Genomic DNA, 23898 nt, shown 5'->3' with positions numbered 1-23898 from the left:
CTGAATATGCCGCGTGACTATTTGAAAAAGGCAACCCTGACGCCGCAAACTCATGCCTCCGAAGTGCACGAGACTGTCAAGACTATCCTTGGCGACATTGAGGCGGGTGGCGACGCGAAGGCGCTGGAATATGGGGCTAAGTTCGACAAGTACGACGGCAACGTGCTGTTGACCCCGGAGGAAATCGAGGCGGCCTGCGCGCTGGTGCCCGAGAAGCTGAAGGCAGACATCAGGTTTGCCCACGACAATGTCCGTCGTTTCGCAGAAACCCAAAAGGCGACGGTGTCCGACGTGCAGATGGAGATTGTGCCGGGATTTGTTGCCGGTCAGAAAGCGATCCCCGTGGATGCAGCCGGATGCTATGTGCCTGGCGGGCGCTATAGCCATATCGCCAGCGCGATCATGACGGTAACAACGGCGAAGGTCGCCGGGTGCCGGCACATCACCGCGTGCTCTCCGCCCCGTCCGGGCGAAGGCGTCGCACCTGCGATTGTCTATGCGGCACACATCTGCGGGGCGGACAGCATTCTGGCGATGGGCGGTGTGCAGGGCGTGGCGGCGATGACCTACGGCCTGTTCGGCCTGCCGCGGGCCAACATTCTTGTCGGACCGGGTAATCAGTTCGTGGCAGAGGCGAAGCGCATTCTCTATGGCAAGGTTGGCATCGACATGATCGCGGGTCCGACGGACAGCTTGATCCTTGCGGATTCCTCCTCGGATGCGCATGTGGTCGCGACCGATTTGGTCAGTCAGGCCGAGCATGGTTACAACTCGCCGGTCTGGCTGGTGACGGATGACCGGGAACTGGCCCAGAAAGTCATGGACCTTGTTCCGACCCTCATTGACGATCTGCCCGAGCTCAACCGCGACAATGCTTTTGCTGCGTGGCGTGACTATGCCGAGGTGATCGTGTGTTCGGATCGCGAGGAAATGGCTGCCTGCTCGGATGAATACGCCCCTGAACACCTGACGGTGCAGGCCGAAGATCTGGATTGGTGGCTGGGTCGCCTGACCTGCTATGGTTCGTTGTTTCTGGGCGAAGAAACCACCGTGTCTTATGGCGACAAGGCAACCGGTACCAATCACGTACTGCCGACATCCGGTGCGGCCAGTTATACCGGCGGTCTGAGTGTCCACAAATACATGAAGATCGTGACATGGCAGCGGGCCACGCGCGAGGGTTCGAAATCCATCGCCGAGGCCACCGCGCGTATTTCACGCCTTGAGGGGATGGAGGGGCACGCCCGCGCCGCTGATGTGCGTCTTGCCAAGTATTTCCCGGACGAACAGTTTGATCTGACCGCCGATGGATGACCCCCGCACGCTTTTTGACCTGACCGGTCGGGTTGCGTGCGTGACGGGCGCAAGCTCGGGGCTTGGACGGCGTGTCGTCGAGGTTCTGGCGGCCTCTGGTGCGCGGGTTGTCGGTGTCGCGCGGCGTGCCGAAGCTCTGGCCAAGTTGCGCGAAGAGGTCGGCACGCGTGCCGAGACGGTTGTTGCTGATGTTGCGGACCGCGCCGCAACCGGCGCATTGGTCGAGGAGGTTTTGGCCAAATTCGGGGCGCCGGATATCGTCGTGCATGCGGCCGGCATTAACACGCGCGAAGCGGCCGACGATGTTACCGAGCGGGGCTGGGACGCAACGCTGGCGCTGAACCTCAGCGCGCCGTTTTTCCTCAGCCAGGCGATGGTACCGGCGATGAAGGACCGAGGTTGGGGTCGGATCGTGAATTTTGCCTCGTTGCAGACGACAAGGGCATTCCCCGGTGGGATTGCCTATGGCGCGACCAAGGCGGGGATTGGCCAGCTGACGCGCGCAATGGCCGAAGCGTGGTCGCCACACGGTATTACCGCCAATGCAATTGGCCCGGGATTCTTTCCCACCGAACTGACGCAGGCCGTTTTCGACGATCCGGACCGCGCCGAGCGCAATGCCGCTCAGACCTGCACTCGACGCAACGGGCGGATGGAAGACATGGATGGGCCGATCCTGTTTTTGTGCTCGAGAGCGTCAGACTATGTCACAGGTCAGATCCTGATGGTCGACGGAGGGTTCACCGCAAAATGAAGGCGCTGGTTTACCAAGGGGTTGAACAGATGGCGTTTTCGGATGTGCCAGACGCTGAACCGCGCGCGGACGAGCTGCTGATCCGCGTCGAGGCCGTGGGCATCTGCGGTTCGGACATGCACGCCTATCTCGGCCACGATGCGCGGCGGCCCGCCCCTTTGATTCTGGGGCACGAGGCTGCGGGAACCGTTGTGGGTGGCTCTCAGGACGGTACACGGGTGACAATCAATCCCTTGGTGACCTGCGGTGTATGTCCTGCCTGTTTGTCCGGACGCGAAAACCTGTGTGTCGAGCGGCAGATCATTTCGATGCCGCCACGTGAAGGCGCATTTGCGCAGTACGTTGCGATGCCGATCTCAAATCTTGTCGAAGTGCCGGATCACGTATCGCTGCACAAGGCGGCGCTGGCCGAACCGCTGGCTGTGAGTTGGCACGCCGCACGGCTCGCGATCGAGGCATTGCATCCAGCAGTGGACAAACGCGCATTGGTGATCGGCGGAGGTGCCATTGGGTTGGCGGCGGCGCTGGCGCTTTCGGCTATGGGGGGCGAAGAAGTCACCATAGCAGAGCCAAACACCACGCGCAGAAATTTCCTGCGGCATCTTGGATCTCTGAATGTCGTTGAAATCGCCATGGGAACCTTTCCGCTGGTGATAGACGCAGTTGGGTACAAGGCGACCCGCGCGACCGCATCGGCCTGCGCAGAACCCGGAGGTGTGATCGCCCATGTCGGTCTGGGCGAGGATACTGGCGGTCTGGATGTGCGTCGGATGACCTTACAGGAAATCACGTTCATCGGGACATACACCTACACGGTCGAAGATTTCAGGCAGGCTGCGGCGGCGATTTTCGACGGGCGGCTGGGTGCGCTAGACTGGACTGAGACGCGGATGCTGGCAGACGGCGCCCAGGCCTTTCGGGACCTGCGCGCTGGTGCCGTCGCCGCACCAAAGATTATCCTGACACCGTGGGGTTAACCCCGGCAGCAATGGAGGCATATTGTGTACAAAAAGATTCTTGTCCCGATGGCGCTGGATCACGGCATTTCACAGCACACGCTCGAGGTGGCTCGGGCCTTGTCCGAGGACGGAGCCGAGATCATCGCGCTGCATGTCTACGAAATGCCGCAGGGGTCCGTCAGTGCTTACCTCGACAAATCTGTTGTCGCCGATGCATACGAACGCGCGCGGCGGCACTTGCTGGAAAAGTTGGACGGTCTCGAAGGCGTGAGCCCAGAGATTATCAAAGGGCATACGGCCAGAACGATCATCGACTTTGCAACAGACAATGCGGTGGATTGCATTGTCATCGGTTCGCACAAACCGGACCTGAGCGACTATTTTTTGGGATCGACTGCATCACGCGTCGTCCGCCACGCCCCCTGTGCTGTTCACGTGCACCGCAGGGCCTGAACCCTCCATCGCGCCCCGGGCGCCTCAATAAAGGACTGACAGATCGGAAATGAACATAGACAAAAAGATCACTGACGATCTGGTTGCGAACGATATCTCGTTTGTGACCACCGTGCCATGCAAACAGCTGGCTGGCGTGATTGAAGCAATCGATGCCCATGACGACATCTACCATATCCCATCGAACAAAGAGGATGAGGGGATGGGCCTGTGCGCCGGTGCCTGGATGGGTGGCAAACGCCCGGCGATCATCATGCAGAACACCGCAATCGGCGTGACCATCAATACCCTGGCGACACTGATCCAGTATTACCGGATGCCGCTGCCTATGCTGATCTCGTATCGCGGCGAGTTGCGCGAACCCATCGCCTGTCAGGTTGAAATGGCGGTGCACACCAAGGCATTGCTGGCGCAACTGAACATCCCGACCTACCACTTCCACAATCAGGAAGATGTCGACGAACTGGATGCCATCCTGAAATACACGTTCATGTGCAACAAGCCGGTCGCCATTCTGACCGACGCCAATTTCTGGGGAGGCTATGGCGACCAATGATCCGTTCTGAAATCCTGAAGGAAATTGCCCCGATCCTGCGTGACCAGCTTATCGTGTGCAATATCGGTATCCCAAGCCAGGAACTGCATGCCATCGATGACCAGCCCACCAATTTTTACATGCTGGGCACAATGGGTCTGGCCTCGTCCATCGGGCTGGGTCTGGCCTTGTCGCAACCAAAGCCGGTGATTGCGATTGATGGCGACGGCTCCGTTCTGACCAATCTCGGCACATTGCCAACCATCGCCAACAACGTGGCGGACAATTACATCCTGCTGATTATCGACAATGGCTCGTATGGCTCGACCGGTGATCAGCCGACCTATGCCGGGCAAAAGACATCGCTGACCAAAATGGCCGAGGCCGCCGGGTGTGAGCGCGTGATCGAGTGTCAGGCTGAAGACACCGGTCGGGTGTTGCAGGAGGCTCTGGATGCAAGGCAGATGACGATTATCGTCAGCAAATGTGAAAGCGGCAATGCCAAGATGCCGCCGATCACAATGGATCCGGTCGTGATCTGTGATCGCTTCATGAAGGCTGTCCGGGCCTGATGCCAAACAGTGCCATACACTGCGCCGAAGACGCCCGCCGCCTTGCGCGGCGGCGTCTGCCGTGGATGGTATTCGACTATATTGACGGCGCGGCCGGGGCCGAAACAGGAACCGATCGCAATCGCGCGGTTCTGGACGACACGACGCTGCGACCGCGCATCCTGCGCGATGTCAGCGAACGGTCGCTGGCCAGCACTGTCTTTGGGCAGGCCACGAAACGTCCCTTTGGCATTGCTCCGATGGGTATGTGTAATCTGTCGGCACCGGGCGCCGATCTGATGCTGGCGCGTCTGGCGGCCCGGTATTCGGTCCCGTTGGGGGTGTCCACCGTCGCCTCGACCCCGATGGAAGAACTGATCGAAACCGCGCAAGGCAATGCGTGGTTCCAGCTCTACTTCAGCGGTGACGGTACAGGCACGTTCAAACTTGTGGACCGCGCCCGGGCTGCGGGATACGAAACGCTGGTACTTACCGTGGATGTCCCTGAGGTTGGTCGGCGACCGCGCGAGTTGCGCCACGGGTTTCGCATGCCGTTCCGAATTGGTCCCTGGCAGTTTCTGGATTTCGCGCTGCATCCGCGCTGGTCTCTCAGCACGCTGCTTCATGGCAAACCCCAGACTGCAAACTTCTTGATGGATGGTTTCGATTTCGACCGAACCGAAAGCCGAGCCAAGGCCACATGGGAAACGCTTGCCCGTCTAAGAGAGGAGTGGACCGGCACCCTTGTTGTCAAAGGCGTTCTGGACACCGAAGATGCCGTGGCTTTGAAAGCTGCTGGCGTTGATGCAATTCAGGTGTCCAGTCACGGGGCAAGGCAACTGGAAAGCGCCCCCGCCCCGTTTTTGATGCTGGCGAAAATCCGTGCGGCCGTGGGCGCAGACTTTCCGGTGTTTTACGACAGTGGTCTGCGATCAGGCGAGGACGCGCTGAAAGCGATGTTGAGCGGCGCGGATTTCGTGTTTTTCGGCCGCAGCCTGCAATTCGCAATCGCCGCCGAAGGCGAAGCCGGGCTGGACCAGCTTTGGTCGGTGTTCAGCGAAGAAATGGACATCGCGATGGCACAGATCGGAATGTCGTCGGTCCAGCAAACCCAACCCGCGCCGCTATTTTCTGTTGTGGAAGATGAAGCCGATAAAGTTCAGTAGCAGTTGCGCTGCGAGGATCTGAGTGCTTTCGGTCGGATCATAGGCGGGCGCAACTTCGACCAGGTCAACCCCCACCACGTCACCGCGCTTGGCCAGGCCCTGCAGGATTTCCAGAACATCATAGTAGTGGAACCCGCCATGGCTTGGCGTGCCTGTGCCAGGTGCAATTGATGGACAGAAGGCGTCGATGTCGATGGTCACGTAACAGCGGGCACCCTCTGGAATTCGGTCCACAACCGCATCGGGCCCAAGCTTGCGCACCTGCCGCACCGACAGGATGTCCGATCCTCTGACACGGGCATCGTCATAGCCTTCTTTCGCGGTGGAGGAGACATTGCGAATGCCCAGTTGCGTCATCCCGCTGACATAGTCTTTTTCGATGGCCCGGCGCATGGGGTTGCCATGCCCTAGGGTGACACCGTGGCGTTCATCGACAAAATCCAGATGCGCGTCGATCTGAACGACATGGATCGGGCCGTTTTGGGCGCAGTCCTCGGCGAAGGCATTGATGCAGGGAATGTTGACGGAATGGTCCCCGCCGATGGTCACGGGAATGGCGCCCGCATCCAGTATCTTTTTGACGCCGTACTGGATGTTGTCGTGACTTTTCTCGGTCTTGGTGTGGACGATATCCGCATCACCGATATCCACGATGTGGACGTCTTCGCCAAGGTAGGTCGCATCATCCTCGTGGTCATAAGCACCGGCATGGCCAAAGCTGAACAGTGTTGAGGCCTCACGCACAGCTCGTGGACCAAAGCGTGCGCCGGGGCGGAACTGGCAGCCAAAGTCAAACGGGGCGCCGAGGATGGCGACATCCGCATCGATGGCATCCCAATCCGCCACATAGGGTTTCTTGCCAAATGTGGAAATGCCAACAAAGGGCAGGTTCAGGCGACCGGCGTCATAACCATGACCAGACATGATGTGCTCCGTTTCTTTGAAGTTGAGGTATACCGCAATTGCAAAGGACGGCACAGCAGAAGGGGGTAGGGGCGCGGCGCCTCAACGCGGTTGACCGCCGGCCGCCAATGTGATTTCGCGCGCCGCGTTCGCGACCAGTTCCCCGACCTGGTTTGTTGCGGTACTGCGAAAACGAGCGGTCGGTCCTGAAACTGATACACCCGCGCAGGGTTCATTTTGTTCGTTGTATATCGCTGCACCGATGCAGGACATGCCCGAATACCGTTCCTCTTCGTCATAGGACCAGCCTCGGTTGCGTATGACATCCAGGTCCTTCAACAACGAGTCCACTTTGGCGTGAGTCTGATCGGTGAACGCTTCGAAGGTGGTCGCGGACAGCACTTTGTCCAATGCTCTGGGCTGCATTGCCGCCAGCAGCGCCTTGCCAGTGCCCGAGGCGTACATCGGTGTTCGGGACCCCGGCGGAAAAAACGCCCGGATCGGGTTGCTGGTTTCGATCTGGCTGACAAAAACCACATCGGCCCCATCCGGCATGGCCATGTTGGCTGTCTCTCCCGTGTCTCGCATCAGCTTGTGCATGATGGGGCGCCCAAGCTCAACAACGCTGCTGCGCTTCAGGTAAGAGGCGCCCGTTCTGTACGCCTCGATCCCGATCATCCACTCCTGCCTTTCGTCGTCAAAGCTCACATAGCCCCGGTTGGACAGGGTAGTCAGTATTCGATGTGTCGTGGCTGTGGGGATACCGGTTTCGCGACTGAGATCGCTAAGCGTGCTGCGTTCAAACTTGGCAACTGCGCTCAGGGTTCCAAGGGCGCGGTCGAGAGACTGCAATGTGCCGGCCGAGCTTTCTTTGAACGGTGATTTGGGTCTGCCGCGCGCTCTTTTCTGATTCTCCAAACCCGTTTTCTCCTCTGAAATCTGTGCAAAAAATGGGCTGCGAGAGATATTTTTCCATTTCGCCAAGAATCACGGCAAAAAATGAAAAACCTCCGAACCCATCTTTTACAAGGCTTTAGACGCTTTTTCCGCTCAGCAAAAAATATTTTCGAGAAAATTGCAAAACCTTCCGTCCGGTAAGATAATTTTACCAAATCGGAGGAAAAGACGATGTCACAGCAAAACCCGGTCTTTATTCCAGGGCCAACCAATATTCCCGACCGTCTGCGTCTGGCCATGCAGGTTCAGACCCAGGACCATCGCGCGCCCGATTTTGTCGAGACCTTTGCGCCGGTCCTTGAAGATACCAAAAAGGTTTTTGCGACCACAGAGGGCACGATCATTACGTTTCCCGCCAGCGGAACCGGTGGCTGGGAGGCCTCTGTTACAAACACACTCAGCCCCGGCGACGCCGTGCTCATCGCCCGCTATGGCATGTTCAGCCATCGCTGGATCGATCTTTGTCAGCGCCACGGTCTGGACGTTCGCATCATCGATTGCCCGTGGGGCAGCGGCGCGCCGGCGGATAAGTTTGCCGACGTTCTTGCGGCTGACAAAGATCACGAAATCAAGGCCGTTCTGACCACCCATAACGAGACGGCAACCGGTGTACGGTCGGATATTGCGGCCGTTCGCAAGGCCATGGATGCCAGCGATCACCCCGCGATGCTGTTTGTCGATTGCGTCAGCTCTCTGGCCTCGATGCCGTTCGAGTTTGACACCTGGGGCGTGGATATCGCCGTGTCCGGATCGCAGAAGGGGTTCATGCTGGCAACCGGCATGGCGATCCTGTGTGTCAGCCCCAAGGCGCTGGCGACGATGGAGACCGCAAAGCTACCCCGCACCTTTTTTGACTTCCGGGACATGATGGCGGCAAATGCCTCTGGCGGGTTCCCTTACACCCCGCCCCTACAGCTGATTTATGGCATGCGCGAAAGCCTCAAGATGCTGTTCGAGGAGGGCCTGGACAATGTCTATGCCCGCCACTTCCGCCTTGCCGAGGGCGTGCGCAAAGCCACGTCTGCCTGGGGGCTGAACTTGGTGGCGCATTCGCCCGACCTCTATTCCGACACCGTCAGTGCGATTTATGTGCCAGAAGGCTTTAACAGCAACGCGCTCACAGATCATGCGTTCAGTGCTTATGGCGTCAGCTTCGGCATCGGGTTGGGTGAGATGAACGGCAAGGCCTTCCGGATCGGCCACCTCGGCAGCCTGACGGATGTGATGGTTCTGTCTGGCCTCGCCACCATCGAGATGGCGATGGCCGATCTGGATTATCCGATCGAGCTGGGCAGCGGTGTTGCGGCGGCGCAGGAATATTTCCGCGCCGGCAGCGCCACCCCCATGCAATCCGCGGCATAAGGAGGGCCCCGATGCTGGACGCCATGACCACCGCCGACCGTCTGACCCTGGCCGATATGCGCGAGGCGCATGACCGGATCAGACCGCATATCAACCGCACGCCGGTGCTGCGCTCGGCTTATCTGGACGAGTTGACCGGCGCGCAGTTGTTCTTCAAATGCGAAAACTTTCAGGAGGCCGGGGCGTTCAAGGTGCGCGGCGCGTGCAACGCAGTATTCGGCCTGGACGAAAATGCTGCAAAACGAGGTGTCGCCACTCACTCTTCGGGCAATCACGCCCTCAGCCTCAGCTACGCAGCCGGGCGGCGCGGCATCCCCTGCAATGTGGTGATGCCGCGCACCGCACCACAGGCCAAGAAAGACGCGGTGCGCCGCTACGGCGGGATCATCACCGAATGTGAGCCGTCGACCACCTCACGCGAGGCGGTGTTTGCCGAGGTGCAGGCGAAGTCGGGTGGCGAGTTCGTGCATCCCTACAATGACCCGCGGGTGATTGCCGGTCAGGCGACCTGCTCGGCAGAGCTGTTGGAGCAGACCGACGGTTTGGATGCGGTTGTGGCACCCATCGGCGGCGGCGGCATGATCTCCGGCACCTGCCTGACCCTGTCCAATCTGGCGCCCGAAGTAAAAATCTATGCGGCCGAACCCGAGCAGGCGGACGACGCCTACCGCAGCTTCAAGTCCGGTCACATCATTGCAGATGATGCGCCCGAGACCATCGCCGATGGTCTGAAGGTGCCGTTGAAAGAAAACACCTGGCATTTCGTATCCCGGTTCGTGACCGACATTCACACGGCCAGCGAACAGGAGATCATCGATGCCATGAAGACGACGTGGAAATATCTGCGCATCGTGATGGAACCCAGCTGCGCGGTGCCCTTGGCCACCATTCTGAAGAACCCTGAAGTTTTCAAAGGCAAGCGCGTTGGTGTGGTCATCACCGGCGGCAACGTGGATTTGGACAAACTGCCCTGGATCAAGGGCTGAGGAGGAAGAAAATGAACAAGCCTGTAAACATCGATCAGCTTGAAGTCGGGTTCGACATTCCTGCTGCCATCGGCATGAACGAAGCCGACATCCAGACACCGTCGCTGGTCCTGGACCTCGACGCGCTGGAGCGCAACATCAAGAAGATGGGCGACTATGCCAAGGCTCATGGGATGCGCCACCGGGTACATGGCAAGATGCACAAATCCGTTGACGTGGCCCAATTGCAGGTCGATCTGGGCGGTGCCTGCGGCGTCTGCTGCCAAAAGGTCTCGGAAGCCGAAGTGTTTGCCCGAGGCGGTATCAAGGATGTTCTGGTGTCGAACCAGGTTCGTGATCCGGCCAAGATCGACCGTCTGGCGCGCTTGCCCAAGCTGGGCGCGCGGACAATCTGCTGCGTCGATGACATCGAAAATGTGGCCGACCTGTCCGAAGCCGCCCAGCGGCACGGGACTCAGATCGAGTGCCTGGTCGAGATCGACTGCGGCGCCGGGCGCTGCGGCGTGACGACAACGCCTGAGGTCATCGCCATCGCCAAGGCAATTGACGCCGCCCCAGGGCTGAAGTTTGCGGGCATTCAGGCCTATCAGGGTGCCATGCAGCACATGGACAGCTATGATGATCGCAAGGCCAAGATCGACATCGCCGTGGCCCAAGTGAAAGACGCCGTGGACGGGCTGAAGGCCGAGGGGCTGGAGTGCGACATCGTTGGCGGTGGCGGCACCGGATCCTACTATTTCGAGAGCACGTCGGGCGTGTACAACGAATTGCAGTGCGGGTCCTACGCCTTCATGGATGCCGACTATGGCCGTATCCTCGACAAGGATGGCAACCGGATCGACCGTGGAGAATGGGAGAACGCCTTCTTCATCCTGACCAGCGTCATGAGCCACGCCAAGGCCGACAAGGCCATCGTCGATGCAGGGCTCAAGGCGCAGTCGGTGGACAGCGGCCTGCCCGTGATCTTCGGACGCACGGATGTCGAGTACGTCAAATGCTCGGACGAGCACGGTGTTGTGGCCGACCCGGACGGCGTTCTCAAGATCAATGAAAAGCTGCGTTTGGTGCCCGGTCACTGCGACCCAACTGCCAACGTTCATGATTGGTATGTGGGCGTGCGCAACGGCAAGGTCGAAACCCTGTGGCAGGTCTCTGCACGCGGCAAGGCATTCTGAACCGCGTCCCATTTGATCCGGGCGGCAGGTTCTCCCCCTTGCCGCCCGGATTGATTCCATTTTCATCGGAGAAAAGGTCATGAAAGATATGTCTGAAAAAGGACTGCTGATCGTCGGAGAAGATCTGTGCCAGCAGTTGGTCGGTCGCAGCGACGCGTTTGACGCGGTTGAGGCTGTTTTTGGCGCCATGGCGCGCGGAGACGCCTATAACTTTCCGGTCATCCGCGAGGCGATCGGGCATGCCGATGCGCTTTACGGGTTCAAATCCGGTTTTGACCGGGCCGGTCAGGTGCTTGGGGTGAAATCCGGCGGCTACTGGCCCGGAAATATGGACAAGGGGCTGACCAATCACCAGTCCACCGTGTTTTTGTTTGATCCGGACACCGGCAAGCTGGCTGCTCTGGTTGGCGGAAACTACCTGACGGCCGTGCGGACGGCAGCCTCGTCCGCCGTGTCAATTGCGCATCTGGCGCGCACGGACTCCAAGGTTCTGGGTATGGTGGGCGCGGGCCATCAATCCGCGTTCCAGCTGCGTGCAGCTGCGGAACAGCGTGACTTTGAAAAAGTGGTCGCCTGGAATCCGCATCCGGAAATGCTGCCGCGTCTGGGTGAAGTGGCCAATGAGATCGGTCTTGAGTTTGAGGCGGTCAGCCAGCAAGAGCTTGGGTCTCAGGCGGATGTCATCATCACCATCACCTCGGCCTTTGAGCCGCTGCTGATGAAAGACTGGATCAAGCCCGGGACGCATCTGGCCTGCATGGGCACAGACACCAAGGGCAAGCAGGAGGTCGACGCGGCGCTGGTGTCCTCGGCCACCGTTTTCACCGACGAGATTGCCCAGTCCATCTCCATTGGTGAGGCGCAGCACGCGATTGCCGATGGCAGTTTGCGCGAAGACGCCATCACGCCGATCGGCGCCGTCATCAATGGCGACCACGCTGGCCGGACCAGTGCCGATCAGATCACCCTGTTCGATGGAACCGGGGTCGGGCTGCAGGATCTGGCGGTGGCGTCCGTTGCCGCGCGGCTTGCGGATGAAAGCGGGCAGGCGCAGCGCGCAACGCTCTAAGCGTCTGTCGAAGTTGGAGGGAGGTCATCATGTCAACGATTTCAATGCCTACACCCGACCAGAGCGTTCTGGATCGCAAGGCTGGTATTGTTGCGGCTTTGGCAAATGTCCTGCCCTCTGACAGTGTAATCAGCGATGAGCACGAAACCCGCGCTTATGAATGCGATGCCCTGACGGCCTATCGCTGCCCGCCCTTGGCCGTGGTGCTGCCACGCACCACCGAAGAATGCGCCGCGGCGATGAAAGTCTGTTATGACCTTGGCGTCGCTGTGGTTCCACGTGGGGCCGGGACTTCACTGGCCGGTGGCTCCCTGCCGACGGCGGACAGCGTGATTCTGGGCACGGCCCGGCTAAAGGACGTGCTGGAAGTCGACTATGACAACCGTTTCATCCGCGTGCAGACCGGTGTGACGAACCTGTCAGTGACGGGACATGTCGAGGAAGACGGGTTCTTCTATGCACCCGATCCGTCATCGCAGCTGGCCTGTGCCATTGCCGGTAATATCGCCATGAATTCTGGCGGGGCGCATTGCCTGAAATATGGCGTGACCACGAACAACCTTTTGGGCGTCAGGATGGTCATGACCGATGGCGAAGTCTTGGAGATCGGCGGGCCGGCAATGGATGCCCCCGGACTGGACCTTTTGGGTCTGATCTGCGGGTCTGAGGGCCAGTTGGGTATCGTGACCGAGGCCACCCTGCGCATCCTGCCCAAGCCCGAAGGCGCACGGCCGATCCTGATCGGCTTCGACAGTGCCGAGGTGGCTGGCGAATGCGTCGGCAAGATCATCAAGGCCGGTGTGTTGCCGGTGGCCATCGAATACATGGACCGTCCGTGCATCCGCGTCGTCGAAAACTTCGCCAAAGCGGGATACCCGATGTGCGAGGCGCTGCTGATCGTCGAAGTCGAGGGTTCGGACGCGGAAATCGACGATCAGCTTGCCAGGATCAGCGCGATCGCGCGCGAACTGAATCCGGTCGAATTGCGGGTCAGCCAAAGCACCGAGGAAAGCGCTTTGATCTGGAAAGGCCGGAAATCCGCTTTTGGCGCGATGGGGCAGATCAATGACTATATGTGTCTGGATGGGACGGTACCCGTCTCGGCCCTGCCACAGACCCTGAAGCGGATTGGCGAGTTGAGCGAAGAACACGGCTTGGACGTGGCCAACGTTTTCCATGCGGGCGATGGCAATATGCACCCGCTGATCCTGTTCGATGCCAACAAACCCGGCGATCTGGAAAAGGCCGAGGCGTTTGGTTTCGATATCCTGCGCACCTGTGTGGATGTCGGCGGATGTCTAACCGGCGAACACGGTGTCGGGATTGAGAAACGCGACCTGATGACCTACCAGTTCACCGGCACCGACCTCGAAGCGCAGATGCAGGTCAAGGATGTGTTCGATCCGGACTGGTTGCTGAACCCAACCAAAGTTTTCCCATTGGAGTTGAGTGCGAAGCGCAGGAGCCGCGCCACCTGATGACACGATAAGAGAGCTCTTTTCGAAAGAGCAACAGGAGGAGTTACCATGACGGCCTTGGGAACGCCGACGACCGAGTCGGCGATCAGAGAAGCTGTGCTTGATGCGGTGGATCAGCGATCCAGCCTGCGGATCATATCTGGCGGCACCCGCAGCCAGATCGGTAATCCCGGTGCGTTCGACCGGGCTCTGGATGTGTCCGGCGTCTCTGGCATCACCCGGTACGAGCCCGGGTCCCTGACGCTCGAGGCCAGGGCCAGCACCCCGATGCACGAGGTCGAAACGGCGCTGACGCAGGAAGGCCAGATGCTGGCGTTCGAGCCGATGGATCACCGGGCGCTGCTTGGGACTGAAGGCGAGCCGACCCTTGGCGGCGTTGTGGCCTGCAACGTGTCGGGTCCGCGCCGGTTTCTGAGCGGTGCGTGCCGGGATTTTCTGCTCGGCGTCCGCTTTGTCGACGGTCGGGGCCGTATCATCAAGAACGGCGGTCGCGTGATGAAGAATGTCACCGGTCTGGACCTGACAAAGCTGGTCTGCGGTGCATTTGGCACGCTTGGCGTCCTCAGCGAAGTTGCCCTGAAAGTGCTGCCCCGACCGGAACGGTCCGTGACGCTTCAATTCGCCGGGCTGAACGAAAGCGCAGCCGTAGACCTGTTTTGCCGCGCTGCAACGACGCCGTTCGAAGTATCTGGTGCCGCGTGGCAGAACGACACCGCCATGCTGCGGATCGAAGGATTGTCGGCCCAAGTTGACTACCGGCTGAACAAACTGAGTGAGCTGTTGGGGCATGGGGGCGGCTCCGTGCTGGAGGGCGCGGTGCACGATCGGCTCTGGACCAGTGTTCGCGACGTGCATGTGTTTTCCGGCACGCAAGATACGGTCTGGAAACTGTCGCTCAAGCCGACGGACGCTCCCGCTCTGGTGACCGCCGCACGCGAGCACTTGGGTGCGCGGGCCATTCTTGATCAGGGGGGCGCGCTGGTTTGGCTGGCAATCCCGTCCGAGGCGCCTGAACAAGCGGACATCCTTCGCGGCCTGATGTCACCCGGTTCTGGTCATGCGACTTTGATCCGGGGCAGCGTCGGGCTGCGCCGACAGGTTTCGGTCTTTCACCCGCAGCACCCGCGTCTGGAACAGGTTTCGGCCCGACTGCGGCGCGAATTCGACCCCCATGGGTTGCTGAACCCCGGCCTGATGGCCGCCTGAGCAGGAGGACGACATGCAGACGAGTTTCACAGCCGAACAGTTGACGGATCGCGACACGAAACGGTCGAACGAGATCCTGCGCTCCTGCGTGCATTGCGGATTTTGCACGGCAACCTGCCCGACCTTTCAGGTTCTGGGCGATGAGCTGGACAGTCCGCGTGGCCGCATCTACCTGATCAAGGACATGCTGGAAAACAGCCGTGTGCCGGATGAAAAAACCGTCACGCATATCGACCGCTGCCTGTCTTGTCTGGCATGCATGACCACTTGCCCGTCGGGTGTGCACTACATGCACCTGGTCGATCATGCGCGCGCCTATATCGAAGAGAACTACACCCGCAGTTGGGATGACCGCGCGCTGCGCTGGGTCCTTGCCCGCATTCTGCCTTATCCCATGCGGTTCAGGCTGGCGTTGTTGGCGGCCAAAATCGCCTATCCGTTCCGGAAACTGGTGCCGGATGCGCGGTTGCGGGCCATGCTGGAGATGGCACCAAAGGTCATCCCGCCGGTCAGCCGCAACGACGACCCCCAAACCTTTGCGGCTGGCAGCCCCCGGCGTATGCGCGTCGCCTTGATGACCGGTTGCGCGCAACGGGCGCTGAACACCGACATCAACGATGCAACCATCCGGCTGCTGACCCGCCACGGGTGTGATGTTGTGATTGCCGAAGGGGCAGGGTGCTGTGGCGCGCTCACCCATCACATGGGCAAATCGAAGGAAAGCCATGCCACCGCCGCCAAGAACATCCGGGCGTGGGCGGAGGAAATGGACGGAGCCGGGTTGGATGCCATTGTCATCAACACCAGCGGCTGCGGAACAACCGTCAAAGACTATGGTCACATGTTTGCGGGCAGTGAGCTGGAGCATGATGCACAGCGCGTGGCCGCGATCACCCGGGATATCTCCGAGGTGATGAACGAACTCGGTCTTAAGGAACCGGATCAGGCAGACTCGCTGCGCGTAGCCTATCATGCCGCCTGTTCGCTGCAGCATGGGCAGCAGATCAAGACCCTGCCCAAGTCATTGCTGAAATCCGCCGGTTTCGAAGTGTCCGAGCCGCGTGACAGCCACCTGTGCTGCGGGTCGGCCGGCACTTACAACCTGATGCAGCCCGAAATCTCGGGCGAGTTGAAGGCAAGAAAGGTCGAGACCCTTGAGGCCAAAAAGCCCGAGGTCATCGTGGCAGGTAACATCGGCTGCATGATGCAGATCGGCTCGGCCACGCAGATCCCGGTCGTGCACACGGCCGAAATGCTGGATTGGGCGACGGGCGGACCGATGCCAAGGGCTTTGGCTGACCCGTCCCGCCGCGCCCCTACCGAATTCAGACTACCCGACACGCCGCCGGCCATAGTCAAGACCGGCAGCTAGTCCAATCCGCTCATCTGAGCAAAACCCCATGTCCAATCGGAGGAAACAGACATGAACAAACTAGCAACCCTCACTGCAGCTGCGGCTCTTGCGGCAGCGCCTGCGTTGGCAGCCGACAAGATCTTGTTAAAGACGCCGGTCGCTTTCTCAACAGAACTGCCCGGCCTCGGCACGCCCATTGTCCGCGTATCCGAAGATCTGGACGCCATTTCCGGCGGGTCCATCAAGATGAAGGTCTACGAGCCGGGGAAACTGGTCCCGGCCTTCGAAATCCTCGATGCCGTGTCTTCAGGCAAGATCAACTCGGGCTTTGCGACCGCTGGGTACTGGGCCGGCAAAATCCCCGCTGCGCCGCTGTTCTCGGCAGTGCCGTTTGGCCCGGAGGCCGGCGAATACATGGCCTGGATGTACTACGGCGACGGGCTGGACCTGTATCAGGAAATGTATGATCAGGCCGGATACAACGTCAAAGTCTTCCCCTGCACGATTATCGCCCCCGAAACCTCGGGCTGGTTCGCAGAAGAGATCACTTCGGTCGAACAGCTTGACGGTCTGAAGATGCGGTTCTTCGGTCTCGGCGGCAAGGTGATGCAGAAACTGGGCGTTGCCACGTCGCTGCTGCCGGGTGGTGAAATCTTCCCGGCCTTGGAAAAAGGCGCGATTGACGCGACCGAATTCTCGATGCCGGCGATCGACCAGCGTCTGGGTTTCGACAAGCTGGTGAAGTACAACTACTTCCCCGGCTGGCACCAGCAGGCCACCATCTTCGAATTGCTGATCAACAAGGATGAGTGGAACGAGCTGAACCCGCAATTGCAGGCGCAGATCGAACTGACCTGCCGTGCGCAGATGACCGAGAGTTTCGCCGAAGGCGAAGCGATCCAGTTCGAAGCCATGCAGCGCAACGTGGAAGAAAACGGTGTGACCATCGTCGACTGGACCCCAGAAATGCTGGATGTCTTCCGGACCACCTGGGAAGAGGTCGCCGCTGAAGAGGCTGCTAACGATGCGTTCTTCAACAAGGTTTACTCGAACCTGAATGAATTCAGCGAAGGCTATTCGCTGTGGAAGTCGCACGCATTCCTGCCACGGCAGTAATCGACACGTCGGGCCCGGGCAACATTGCTCGGGCCCTTCAATCGCCCCAAAGGAAGGGGCCCCAGCTTGGGGGTAACAAAATGACGAGCGAGAGTTTCGAAAACAAACTAAACAAGCATGTCGACCCGCATTGGGACGAGGTTGAAGGCGATGATCGTCGTCGCCCAAAGCTGTCGGCCCGGCTGGACGACGTCGTTTCCGGCGTTGGCCACGTTGTCATGTGGGCCAACGTTGCACTGGTTGTCGCCATCGTGTCGCAGGTCAGTATGCGGTACGCGCTGGACTGGAACTTCCCGAAACTCGATGAGTTGCAGTGGCATCTTTATGCGCTGACCACCATGATCGGGATGTCCTATGCGTTGACGCATGATGCGCATGTGCGCGTTGATATTCTGCGTCTTGGCTTCTCATCCCGCGCCAAGCGCGTGGTGGAGATGCTCGGGATCACAATCCTTCTGTTGCCGTTCTGCTGGCTGATGATCGATCAGGGATACGACTATTTCCAGGACAGTTTCCGCGTAAACGAACGCTCGGACAGTCCGACCGGGTTGCCCGCGCGCTGGGCATTGAAGTCGGTGATTGCGATCAGCTTTGTGCTTGTCGCCACAGCGGCCATCGCGCGTCTGATCCATGACGCTTACATGCTGATGACCGATGCCGATGAGCGTGCCGCCAGTTCGGGCCTCGTCCGTCTTTTTCTGATGTGGGCGATCTTTGCAACCGTCACAATCGGTCTGATCCAACTGGTCGACACCACCGAGGACACGCTGGTCATCGTAATGTTCATGACCTTTGTCGCGCTTCTGTTCTCGGGTTATCCCGTTGCCTGGGTGTTGGCAGGCGTTGGCGTCCTGTTCACCGGCGTGGCCTATATGGGCGACAATGACATGCTGCTGTGGACCGGAATGGAGTCCACCTTTACCGGACTGGACTATCTGACGCTTGGCGCGGTGGTGAACCGGGTCTATGCAACCATGTCGAACGCGGTTCTGGTGGCCCTGCCGATGTTCATCTTCATGGGGTTGATGCTGGACGAGTCCGGTGTCGCACAACGCCTCATGATCTCGATGCAGAAGCTGTTCGGCACTATGCGCGGGGGGCTGGCGATCACCGTCACCGCGATCGGGATCATCCTTGCCGCCTCGACCGGTATTGTCGGCGCGTCGGTGGTTTTGTTGGGGCTGCTGTCGATGCCGGCCATGATGAAACAGAACTACTCCAAGACACTGGCGGCGGGCGTCATCGCATCCTCTGGGACACTGGGCATCCTGATCCCGCCCTCGATCATGCTGGTGATCATGGCCGACCAGATGGCCCTGTCGGTTGGTGACCTGTTCATGGCGGCGCTGTTTCCGGGCCTGATCATCGGCGGGTTGTACATCCTCTACATCGTGATCATCGCGACGATCAACAGAGAGGTCGCCCCCTTGCCGGAGGATGCAAAAAGGGTCGACTGGGCAGCAATCTGGGACGTGTTCAAGGCGGTCCTGCCGCCTGTTGCCCTGATCTTTGCCGTGCTTGGGTCGATCTTTGCGGGTATCGCCACACCCACCGAAGCATCCGGCGTTGGTGCCGCAGGTGCGACGCTGATGGCGTTTGCCTATGGCAAGCTGAACTGGCGCAATCTGTTCGAAGTGACGCGCAATACGTTCAAAACAACCGCGTACATCTTTGCGATCTTCCTTGGCGCGACCTGCTTTGCCTTTGTTCTGCGCGAGCTGGGCGGCGACGAACTGATCACCAAGACCATCGAAGGCATGGGCTTGAGCGAGATGGGCACCATCCTCTTCATCCTGCTGATCGTGTTCCTGCTGGGCTTTGTTCTGGACTGGATCGAAATCACGCTGATCATCCTGCCGCTTGTTGCGCCGATCATAGTCGCCATGCAGATGACGGTTCCGGGCTTTGGACTGGATAACCCGGAGCTGATCTGGTTCGTCATCCTGGTTGCGGTGACGTTGCAGACCAGCTTTTTGTCACCTCCCGTGGGCTTCTCCCTGTTTTATCTCAAAGGGGTCTGCCCGCCGGAAATTCGATTGCAGGACATCTACAAGGGCGTCATTCCCTTCATCCTGCTGCAGCTGACTGGCCTGGCACTGGTGATCCTCTTCCCGCAGATTGCAACCTGGCTGCCTTCGGTGGCTTACTGAGAAAACAAGGCGGCATCCGGACAGGGTGCCGCCGCTTACACGACCAACGTTGACCTTATCGCGATAAGATGCGGCGCTTTTCAGCCATGGCCTCGCGGCGGCGCTGCTCAATTCCCAGTTTGAATGATGTTTCAACAAAGTCGATGTGATCGGTCGCCGCTTTTTCGGCACGCGCTTCGTCCCCGTCGATCACTGCCCGGCCAAGCTCCAGATGCTGCTGCAACAGCTTCTCTCCGGTGCCATCGATGGTTCTCAGAAAATCTCGGTTGTAGAACACCCCTTTGCGTGTGAGCTCGTAGATCGAAGCCATCATGTGGATCAGCGTCGCATTCTGGCTGGCATCCACGATCGCCGAGTGCAGGGCAAAATCGGCTTCTTGTGAGGCTTTTGCATCATTCTCTTTCCAGGCGCGTTCGTTGTCCGCGAGGATTTCGGCAATGCGCTCTTTGTCGGCTTTTGTCGCCCGACGGGCGGCAAGGCGCGCCGCAAAGGCTTCCTGCTCCCGCCGGTATTCGAGGTAGTCGAAAAAGGCCGGTTCGTGCCTTTCATACAATGCCAAAAGTGCTGGCATCATGGCCTGCCCTGTCAGGGCCGCAACAAACGTGCCCTCTCCATGCTGGGTCGCGACAAGACCGCGCTCTTCCAGAACGGACAGGGCTTCGCGCAGCTTTGGACGCGATACGCGCAGCATCTCTGCCAGGTCGCGCTCGGACGGCAGTTTCCGTCCCTGTTTCAGGATTCCCGAGGCAATCAGATCCTCGATCTGGGCCACCACCGCCTCGGCCAGCGATTCGTGCCCAACCGGTTCAAATATCGCCGTGTTGCTCATGAAAGAACGCCTCGTTGCAAGCCTGAATCCACCGTTGATGGTAAATAAATATAACCATTCATCTCGAAACATCAACCGTCATCCTTGGCACTCGAGATGCGGGTCAGCCGTCTGTTTTGGATAGATTTTGTAGTCCTTGTATGAGAATTTTACGCCTGTGGTTGCACGGGTTGGGGCGAGTGCGCGCAACGAGTGGGTCCTTGAGGTGCAACCATAATGGTAAAGAAAGTTGTTGACTGGTTTGTTGTGGTAAAGTTAGTTTACCACCCGAGCGGCGCTGGAATACCCTGCGCCACTGATCGGGACCTGCGTTCCGAACGACCCTGGAGGAGATTTCATGAAGAAGACCCTGACGAGTCTGGCCGTCGCCGCCAGCCTGCTTGGCGTACCTGCCGTTGCCGCAGATAAGCTATTGCTGAAAACCCCGATTGCGTTCTCGACCGAGTTGCCGGGGCTGGGCTCGCCGATCCCGCGCGTCGCCGAGCAGCTTGATCTGATGTCCGGCGGCACGTTGAAAATGAAAGTGTACGAGCCGGGTAAGCTGGTTCCGCCGTTCGAGATTCTGGACGCGGTGTCCACTGGCAAGATCAACTCGGGCTACACAACAGCCGGCTACTGGGCAGGCAAAATCCCCGCAGCCCCGTTGTTCTCGGCAGTTCCCTTTGGCCCCGAGGCTGGTGAATACATGGCGTGGCTCTACTACGGAAACGGCATGTCCCTGTATCAGGAGATGTATGATCAGGCGGGCTATAACGTGCACGTTCTGCCTTGCGCCATCATTGCGCCTGAAACCTCGGGCTGGTTCGCAACCGAGATCAACTCGCCGGACGACCTGAACGGCCTGAAGATGCGGTTTTTTGGCCTTGGTGGCAAAGTGATGCAGAAACTGGGTGTGGCAACGTCGCTGCTGCCGGGCGGTGAGATTTTCCCCGCGCTGGAGAAAGGTGCAATCGACGCGACCGAGTTCTCGATGCCTGCCATCGATGCGCGTTTGGGCTTCCATAAGCTGGTGAAATTCAACTATTTCCCCGGCTGGCACCAGCAGGCGACCGTATTCGAACTGCTGATCAACAAGGACGTTTGGAACGAGACCAGCGACCAGCACAAGGCCATCATCGAAAGTGCCTGCAAGGCGTCGATGGCGGACAGCTTTGCCGAAGGCGAGGCCATCCAGCATGCAGCGCTGATCGACAATGTTGAAAACAACGGCGTTACGCTCAAGCAGTGGTCGCCTGAAATGCTCGATACATTCCGCGCAACGTGGGAAGAGGTTGCCGCCGAAGAAGCAGCAAATGATGCGTTTTTCGCGCAGGTTCTGGCCGACATGAATGAGTTCCGTGACGGTTATGACCTTTGGAAAACCAACGCGTTTCTCCCGCGTCAGTAACCTCCCGTGCTGACGACACCGGGGCGGCCGTTTCCGCCGCTCCGGTCCTTATTCCCTGATTTTCGGACAATCCTGACTGTCCCTGTCCGCGCGCCGGGCTGCTGAGCGAGGAATGACCATGGCCACGCAGAAGAATATCACCGATCCGGTCGAAGCCTATGAAGGCATCCTGGAGCATCCCGAGACCGACCGTCAAAAGATCGCGGTGGCAATCGACACGGGCGTCAAGGCCGTCGGACATGTGGTCATGTGGGCCAACGTCCTTTTGATCGCAGCAATCTTCAGTCAGGTTTCACTGCGCTACCTGCTCAGCCAGAACTACCCCAAGCTGGACGAGATCCAGTGGCATTTTTACGGCATCGTCACGATGATCGGCATTTCCTATGCCTTGATAACGGACAGCCATGTCCGCGTGGACGTGCTGCACATGCAGCTGTCGCGCCGGGCGCAGCGGGTCATCGAAGTGATCGGCATCCTGACCCTGCTGACGCCGTTCATCTATCTGATGATCGATCAGGGGTTTGACTATTTCTACGAAAGCTTCCGCGTCAATGAACGGTCGGACAGCCCGACCGGTCTGCCGGCGCGTTGGGCCTTCAAGGCGGTTATCCCGATCAGCTTCGTGCTGCTGGCGTTGGCCGCGCTGGCACGGCTGATCCATGACGGTCATGCCTTGCTGTACGGACCGGCCTCGGAACGCGTGGGCGCACCGCTGCGCCTTATTCTGCTGGTGCTGGCCGTTTTTGCAGCGGTTTGCGTAGGCCTGACTTTCCTCGTCGAAACGACTGAGGAAAAGCTGGTCATCGCGATGTTCCTGACCTTCATCGCGCTGCTGTTCACGGGCTATCCGGTGGCCTGGGTTCTGGCCGGTGTGGGTGTTGCCTATTGCGGATTGGCCTACCTGTTCGACAACGATCTGATGCTGTGGACAGGGCTTGAGAGCACCTTTACCGGGCTCGACTACCTGACGCTTGGCGCCGTGGTGAACCGGGTCTATGCAACCATGTCCAACGCGGTGCTGGTCGCGCTGCCGATGTTCATCTTCATGGGGCTGATGCTGGACGAATCCGGTGTGGCCGAGCGTCTGATGTCCTCGATGCAGCGCTTGTTCGGCACGGTGCGGGGCGGTCTGGCGATCACCGTGACGCTGATCGGGATTATTCTTGCCGCCTCTACGGGCATCATTGGTGCATCCGTTGTGCTTTTGGGTGTTCTGTCGCTGCCGTCAATGATGCAGCAGAAGTATCAGCCGACGCTGGCGGCGGGTGTGGTCTCGGCCTCGGGGACGTTGGGCATCCTGATCCCACCCTCGATCATGCTTGTGATCATGGCCGACCAGATGGCGCTGTCGGTCGGTGATCTGTTCATGGCCGCCGTCTTCCCCGGTGTCATTATCGGTGGGCTGTACCTGACCTATATCTTCATCCTCGCGCTGGTGAAGCGCGATGCTGCCCCCGTGCCCGAAGGTGCAAAAGCCCCCGATTGGGCCGCCGTCAAGGACGTGCTGGTTGCCGTCATCCCGACGCTGATGCTGATCCTTGCGGTTTTGGGCTCGATCTTTGCCGGCCTGACGACACCGACCGAAGCGTCGGGCATTGGCGCACTGGGTGCGACCCTGCTGGCGCTGGGGTATCGAAAGCTCACCCTGACCAAGCTGTGGAACGTGCTGGTGTCGACCTTCAACACCACGGCTTACATCTTCGCGATCTTCTTGGGTGCGACCGTCTTCTCATACGTGTTGCGCGAACTGGGTGGGGATGAGCTGATCGAACATGTGGTTCAATCGACCGGTCTTGGTGCCAATGGCACTGTTCTCTTTATCCTGTTCATCGTCTTCCTGCTGGGCTTCGTGCTGGATTGGATTGAGATCACGCTGATCGTTCTGCCCCTGATGCGGCCCATCGTAAACGGCCTCGGCATCGATATCCCCGGTTTTGGTGTTCTGGACGAACCGGCGCTGGTCTGGTTCGTGATCCTTGTCGCGGTGACCCTGCAAACCAGCTTCCTGACCCCACCTGTCGGCTTTGCCTTGTTCTATCTCAAGGGCGTCTGCCCGCCAGAGATTAGACTGACGCATATCTACAAGGGCATCATCCCGTTTGTGCTATTGCAGCTGACCGGCCTGGCGCTTGTCTTCCTGTGGCCAACGCTTGCCACCTGGTTGCCCTCGGTCGCCTATTAAGGAGCTGCCCTG

The 23898-nt window shown here is 59.4% G+C and carries 21 protein-coding genes; 18 read left to right on the top strand and 3 right to left on the bottom strand.

All coding sequences use genetic code 11. From position 1 onward, the window contains the following. Window positions 1-6 precede the first annotated feature (6 nt). From hisD to ACR3E0_RS17135, 7 genes are read left to right on the top strand one after another with little or no spacing between them, the layout of a single operon-like run. Window positions 7-1314: a histidinol dehydrogenase gene (gene hisD, locus ACR3E0_RS17165; RefSeq protein ID WP_480480058.1), complete on the top strand. Its 1308-nt coding sequence runs from the start codon at window positions 7-9 to the stop codon at window positions 1312-1314. After that, entirely contained in the window at window positions 1307-2068 is a 762-nt protein-coding gene (locus ACR3E0_RS17160) for an SDR family NAD(P)-dependent oxidoreductase (protein ID WP_480480057.1), read from the top strand. The genes hisD and ACR3E0_RS17160 overlap by 8 nt, the downstream gene beginning before the upstream one ends. Further along, entirely contained in the window at window positions 2065-3045 is a 981-nt protein-coding gene (locus ACR3E0_RS17155) for an alcohol dehydrogenase catalytic domain-containing protein (RefSeq protein ID WP_480480056.1), read from the top strand. Before ACR3E0_RS17160 ends, ACR3E0_RS17155 begins: the two co-directional genes overlap by 4 nt. 24 nt (window positions 3046-3069) lie before the next feature. Next, window positions 3070-3480 (top strand): universal stress protein, encoded by a 411-nt coding sequence (locus tag ACR3E0_RS17150; protein ID WP_480480055.1) that lies wholly within the window; start codon window positions 3070-3072, stop codon window positions 3478-3480. A 49-nt stretch (window positions 3481-3529) separates the two neighbouring features. After that, complete coding sequence (gene comD, locus ACR3E0_RS17145; RefSeq protein ID WP_480480054.1) at window positions 3530-4036, top strand: sulfopyruvate decarboxylase subunit alpha; 507 nt, start codon at window positions 3530-3532, stop codon at window positions 4034-4036. After that, a complete protein-coding gene (gene comE / locus ACR3E0_RS17140; RefSeq protein ID WP_480480053.1) occupies window positions 4033-4587 on the top strand; it encodes a sulfopyruvate decarboxylase subunit beta in 555 nt (184 codons plus the stop codon). The genes comD and comE overlap by 4 nt, the downstream gene beginning before the upstream one ends. Next, the gene (locus ACR3E0_RS17135) at window positions 4587-5732 is read left to right on the top strand and encodes an alpha-hydroxy acid oxidase (RefSeq protein ID WP_480480052.1); all 1146 of its coding nucleotides are present in this window, start codon (window positions 4587-4589) and stop codon (window positions 5730-5732) included. Before comE ends, ACR3E0_RS17135 begins: the two co-directional genes overlap by 1 nt. Here ACR3E0_RS17135 and speB read toward each other — a convergent pair. Together speB and ACR3E0_RS17125 are read right to left on the bottom strand one after the other, a co-directional pair. Next, window positions 5691-6656: an agmatinase gene (gene speB / locus ACR3E0_RS17130; protein WP_480480051.1), complete on the bottom strand. Its 966-nt coding sequence runs from the start codon at window positions 6654-6656 to the stop codon at window positions 5691-5693. The genes ACR3E0_RS17135 and speB overlap by 42 nt on opposite strands. An 81-nt stretch (window positions 6657-6737) precedes the next feature. Next, window positions 6738-7553 carry an IclR family transcriptional regulator gene (locus ACR3E0_RS17125; protein WP_480480050.1) on the bottom strand — a complete coding sequence of 272 codons (816 nt, stop codon included), beginning with the start codon at window positions 7551-7553 and terminating at the stop codon, window positions 6738-6740. A 210-nt stretch (window positions 7554-7763) separates the two neighbouring features. Here ACR3E0_RS17125 and bhcA point away from each other — a divergent pair, with 210 nt between their 5' ends. The 9 genes from bhcA to ACR3E0_RS17080 all read left to right on the top strand — a co-directional run bounded on the left by bhcA (window position 7764) and on the right by ACR3E0_RS17080 (window position 19488). Then, a complete protein-coding gene (bhcA, locus tag ACR3E0_RS17120; RefSeq protein WP_480480049.1) occupies window positions 7764-8954 on the top strand; it encodes an L-aspartate--glyoxylate aminotransferase BhcA in 1191 nt (396 codons plus the stop codon). Between the two features lie 11 nt (window positions 8955-8965). Then, window positions 8966-9940 (top strand): beta-hydroxyaspartate dehydratase BhcB, encoded by a 975-nt coding sequence (gene bhcB, locus ACR3E0_RS17115; protein ID WP_480480048.1) that lies wholly within the window; start codon window positions 8966-8968, stop codon window positions 9938-9940. A gap of 11 nt (window positions 9941-9951) precedes the next feature. Continuing rightward, window positions 9952-11115: a 3-hydroxy-D-aspartate aldolase BhcC gene (bhcC, locus tag ACR3E0_RS17110; RefSeq protein ID WP_480480047.1), complete on the top strand. Its 1164-nt coding sequence runs from the start codon at window positions 9952-9954 to the stop codon at window positions 11113-11115. Window positions 11116-11194: 79 nt separating this feature from the next. Next, complete coding sequence (gene bhcD / locus ACR3E0_RS17105; RefSeq protein ID WP_480480046.1) at window positions 11195-12184, top strand: iminosuccinate reductase BhcD; 990 nt, start codon at window positions 11195-11197, stop codon at window positions 12182-12184. A 38-nt stretch (window positions 12185-12222) separates the two neighbouring features. After that, entirely contained in the window at window positions 12223-13662 is a 1440-nt protein-coding gene (locus tag ACR3E0_RS17100; RefSeq protein WP_480481081.1) for an FAD-linked oxidase C-terminal domain-containing protein, read from the top strand. A 48-nt stretch (window positions 13663-13710) separates the two neighbouring features. Beyond that, window positions 13711-14868 (top strand): glycolate oxidase subunit GlcE, encoded by a 1158-nt coding sequence (gene glcE, locus ACR3E0_RS17095; RefSeq protein WP_480480045.1) that lies wholly within the window; start codon window positions 13711-13713, stop codon window positions 14866-14868. Window positions 14869-14881: 13 nt separating this feature from the next. After that, complete coding sequence (gene glcF, locus ACR3E0_RS17090) at window positions 14882-16240, top strand: glycolate oxidase subunit GlcF (protein WP_480480044.1); 1359 nt, start codon at window positions 14882-14884, stop codon at window positions 16238-16240. Window positions 16241-16291: 51 nt separating this feature from the next. After that, complete coding sequence (locus ACR3E0_RS17085) at window positions 16292-17338, top strand: TRAP transporter substrate-binding protein (protein WP_480480043.1); 1047 nt, start codon at window positions 16292-16294, stop codon at window positions 17336-17338. An 80-nt stretch (window positions 17339-17418) separates the two neighbouring features. Further along, the gene (locus tag ACR3E0_RS17080) at window positions 17419-19488 is read left to right on the top strand and encodes a TRAP transporter large permease subunit (RefSeq protein ID WP_480480042.1); all 2070 of its coding nucleotides are present in this window, start codon (window positions 17419-17421) and stop codon (window positions 19486-19488) included. Between the two features lie 55 nt (window positions 19489-19543). Here the strand turns inward: ACR3E0_RS17080 and ACR3E0_RS17075 are convergent, their stop codons facing one another. Further along, complete coding sequence (locus ACR3E0_RS17075) at window positions 19544-20317, bottom strand: FadR/GntR family transcriptional regulator (RefSeq protein WP_480480041.1); 774 nt, start codon at window positions 20315-20317, stop codon at window positions 19544-19546. A 337-nt stretch (window positions 20318-20654) separates the two neighbouring features. Here ACR3E0_RS17075 and ACR3E0_RS17070 point away from each other — a divergent pair, with 337 nt between their 5' ends. Next, window positions 20655-21704, top strand: a complete 1050-nt coding sequence (locus tag ACR3E0_RS17070; protein WP_480480040.1) for a TRAP transporter substrate-binding protein — start codon at window positions 20655-20657, stop codon at window positions 21702-21704. A gap of 118 nt (window positions 21705-21822) precedes the next feature. Then, entirely contained in the window at window positions 21823-23886 is a 2064-nt protein-coding gene (locus tag ACR3E0_RS17065; RefSeq protein ID WP_480480039.1) for a TRAP transporter large permease subunit, read from the top strand. The last annotated feature ends 12 nt before the right edge of the window (window positions 23887-23898 follow it).

Source organism: Ruegeria sp. AJ12 (assembly GCF_056536245.1).
The sequence above is the reverse complement of the archived record's forward strand: the minus strand, read 5'-3'. Positions and strand labels throughout refer to the sequence as shown.